This window comes from Campylobacter sp. 2018MI13, assembly GCF_018501135.1.
Taxonomy (GTDB): domain Bacteria; phylum Campylobacterota; class Campylobacteria; order Campylobacterales; family Campylobacteraceae; genus Campylobacter_E.
In genome coordinates, this window is sequence record NZ_JAHCZC010000106.1 from 1 (window position 1) to 4,131 (window position 4,131).

The window sequence follows — 4,131 nt, forward strand, 5'->3', positions numbered from 1 at the left end:
ATAAAATTTTTGTTTAATGAATTTATTTTGTATGTAAATAATTATAATTTTATTATAAGTTTAATGTTCCACGTGAAACATTAAAATAATCTAATGATAAAAAGTTTCACGTGAAACATTATTTTTTCTTTTCATTGATTATGATAAAAATCATTCCAATAATTCCACCAATACAAACAACACCCATAAATAAATATTGAAATATATCTAATCCATTCATTTAATTGCTCCTAAAAATTCATTTTCTATATCATCATTAAAAAAATCATAATCTTGATTTTTATAAGTAAATTTTAATCTTGCAGAATGAAGACAAAGCCTACTTGCACCACAAAGTTCTTTTATATTTGATATTTTCTTATCTAAAATATCTCTTGCTTGTTTGTTAGTAAGTCCATACAAATTATCCCCTGCGATTTTATTTCCTACATAATGCAAATGCACTCTTAATTGATGTTGTCTTCCTGTTAGTGGAATTGCTTTTAAAAGTGTATATTTAGGATAATTTTTGATAACTATAAATTCAGATTGTGAAATCTTGCCATCTACACAAACTTGCATTTTATTTTTTAAATCATCATCATTTTTAAGTCTTGCACTAACACAAAAATCATTTTTAATATTACCACATACTAATGCTAAATATTCTTTGTGTATTTTTTGTTTTGCAAAAAGTTCTTTTAATTCTTTATTGGCAGTTTTTGTTTTAGCTACCATTATAAGACCACTTGTAGCAGCGTCAAGCCTATGAGCTACACTTGCATTTTCTCCATATTTTTGCCAAATTTCATCATTTAAAGAATACTCACAATTTCTTCCATTAGGATGTGATAAAACTCCACTTGGTTTATTAAAAATTGCAAAATATTCATTTTCAAAAATTGGTTTTAAATTATTACTAACGCATTCATAAATTAGTAAATAATATTCTCCACAAATAATAGAATTCTTTTTACATATTTCAATATCAGTTAAATTTATTTCTTCTATATTTAAAGTATTTTCTAGCTTTTTACTAACATTATTTTTAAAAATAATAACACGATTTTTATCACAAAATCTTTGTGCTTTTTTTAAATCGTAGTTTAAATTTTGCATAACTAATTGATAAGCTTTTTTATTTTCTGTAGTAAAAAATTTTTTATATAAATATCCCACTCTTTTTAACCTTTATTATATATCTACTTATTATAATACATTCTTTTTTAAAATTCACAAAGGAAAAATAATCAATCATGAAGGTAGTAAAAAGAACAGGTAGAGTAGAAGAATTAGACATATCTAAGATTAAAAAATATACAACTTTAGCAACTGAAGGGCTTGATAATGTAAGCCAAAGTGAGCTAGAAGTTGATGCTAAAATACAATTTAGAGATATGATAACTTCTGAAGAAATACAAAACACTTTAATAAAAACAGCAGTTGATAAAATAGATATAGATAGACCTAATTGGACTTTTGTAGCTGCGAGATTATTTTTATATGATTTATATCACAAAGTTAATCCACAAAAAGAATATGTGCATTTAAGAGAATATTTTGAGCGTGGAGAAAAAGCAGGAAGATTATTTTTAGGTCTTAAAGAAAAATATGACTTAGATGATTTAAATTCTTATATCAAACCTGAAAGAGATTTACAATTTACTTACTTAGGTATTAAAACCCTTTATGATAGATATTTAATTAAAGATAGCAAAGGTAATCCTATTGAATTACCACAACATATGTTTATGGCAATAGCTATGTTTTTAGCTCAAAACGAATTAAATAGGCAAGAATGGGCTAAGAAATTCTATGATTTAATAAGCAAATTTGAAGTTATGTGTGCAACTCCAACTTTAAGTAACGCAAGAACAACAAGACACCAATTAAGTTCGTGTTATATCGGCTCAACCCCTGATAATATAGAAGGTATTTTTGATTCTTATAAAGAAATGGCTTTATTATCTAAATTTGGCGGTGGAATAGGCTGGGATTGGAGTAAGGTTCGTGCTATGGGTGGTAGTATAGACGGACATAAAAATGCAGCTGGTGGAATTATTCCATTTTTAAAAATCACAAATGACATTGCTGTAGCGGTTGATCAATTAGGCACAAGAAAAGGTGCAATATCTGTTTATATTGAGCCTTGGCATATGGATGTTTGTGATTTTATTGACCTTAGAAAAAATAGCGGAGAAGAAAGAAGAAGAGCTCACGAATTATTTCCTGCTTTATGGATAAATGATTTATTTATGAAAAGAATTGCTGAAAATGGAAAATGGACTTTATTTGACCCATTTGATACTCCACAACTTTGTGATTTATACGGAAAAGAATTTGAATTAGAATATGAAAGACTTGAAAAAGATGAAAATATAGTAAAAGAAGTAATGGATGCAAAAGAGCTTTGGAAAAAGATTTTAACAAATTATTTTGAAAGTGGAATGCCGTTTTTATGCTTTAAAGATAATGCTAATAAAGCTAATCCAAATTCTCATTCAGGTCTTATTAGAAGTTCTAATTTATGCACAGAAATTTTTCAAAATACAGACCCAAATCATTATAAAATAAAAGCTACTTTTGAAGATGGTAGTATAAAGATTTATGAAGAAAATGATATTTTAACTCTTGATAATTCACAAGTAAAAACTGCAAAAAAATTAAGTAGCCTTGATACTTTAAATGGTAAAAAAGTTTATATAGTAGAAAAAGAATATGATGAAGGAAGAACCGCAGTTTGTAATCTAGCTAGTATAAATTTAAGTAAAATTAATAGTATAGAAGATATTAAAAGAGTAGTTCCAATAGCAATTAGAATGCTTGATAATGTAATTGAACTTAATTTTTATCCACACGCAAAAGTAAAAAACACTAACCTTAAATCTCGTGCAATAGGTTTAGGTGTTATGGGTGAAGCACAAATGTTAGCAGAAAAAGGAATAATGTTTGGAACTAACGACCACTTTGAATTAATTGATAAAATTATGGAAAATATATCTTATGAAGCTATAAGTGCAAGTAGTGATTTAGCAGTTGAAAAAGGTGTATATCCTGAATATGAAGGAAGTAATTGGAGTAAGGGAATTTTCCCTATTGATGTCGCTAACGATAATGCAAAAATGCTAACACTAGGAGATAATTTATTTAATCAATCAAATTGTGATTGGAATGATTTAAGAAAGAAAGTTAGCAAACAAGGTATGAGAAATGGCTATTTAATGGCAATAGCTCCAACTTCTAGCATATCAATTTTAGTTGGAACTACTCAAACAATTGAACCTGTGTATAAAAGAAAATGGTTTGAACAAAACTTAAGTGGAATGATACCTAATGTTGTTCCAAATCTAAGTCTTGATACCTGGCAATATTATGTTACAGCTTATGAGCTTGACCAAAGAGATTTAGTTCGTGCTGCTGCAATTCGCCAAAAATGGATAGACCAAGGACAAAGCTTAAATATATTTGTTAGTCTTGACAAAGCAAGTGGTGGGTATTTAAATAGTATTTATACATTAGCTCACTCACTAGGACTTAAATCTTGTTATTATCTAAGAAGTGAAAGTCCAGCAAGCGAACATCTAGATAATAAACCTGTTGATAGAAGCATTGAATGCGAAGGTTGTCAATGAAAATTAAATTATTTTAGGATATAATTAGTAAGATTATATCTTAAAAACAATTCATATATTATATTGATATTTATAGATTTTTCTAAATAACTAACAAGATTTAATTATATTTGTTATTTTCTTAGTTATTTTAATAATGTTAATTAAACTTTATTTAGATTTATAGAACATAAGTTATTGTAATCTATCTATAATTGTGCAAGTGTTAGTAATTTAAAATAGATAACATTGTAACTATTAATAACCTTAAACACACTTGGAATTTTATATATAAAATTATAAACTATAGGTTCAACTTAACTCATTAATTAGATTACAAAATATTTAGTTTTACAATAACTTGTAAAACTAAAATAACGCATAAAGAAGAATTTGTAAAAAAATTAAATAAGATACAAAAATAGTAAATACCACAAAAGAACAATTGTTCTAATACTTTATCCAATTAGAAGACAAATTTTTATTTATAGAAATAAAATAACAAGCTTATTTTGTGCTAATAAAATTTTTGATTGAAAAT

The 4,131-nt window shown here is 26.3% G+C and carries 2 protein-coding genes; one reads left to right on the plus strand and one right to left on the minus strand.

Annotated features, from left to right (window positions below; all coding sequences use genetic code 11):
- Positions 1-216: 216 nt before the first annotated feature.
- Positions 217-1,098, minus strand: coding sequence for an RluA family pseudouridine synthase (locus KJQ99_RS08755; protein ID WP_214150569.1), 882 nt, complete (start codon positions 1,096-1,098; stop codon positions 217-219).
- A 137-nt stretch (positions 1,099-1,235) separates the two neighbouring features.
- Between KJQ99_RS08755 and KJQ99_RS08760 the strand changes: the two genes are divergently transcribed.
- Complete coding sequence (locus tag KJQ99_RS08760) at positions 1,236-3,611, plus strand: ribonucleoside-diphosphate reductase subunit alpha (protein ID WP_214116143.1); 2,376 nt, start codon at positions 1,236-1,238, stop codon at positions 3,609-3,611.
- Positions 3,612-4,131 lie beyond the last annotated feature (520 nt).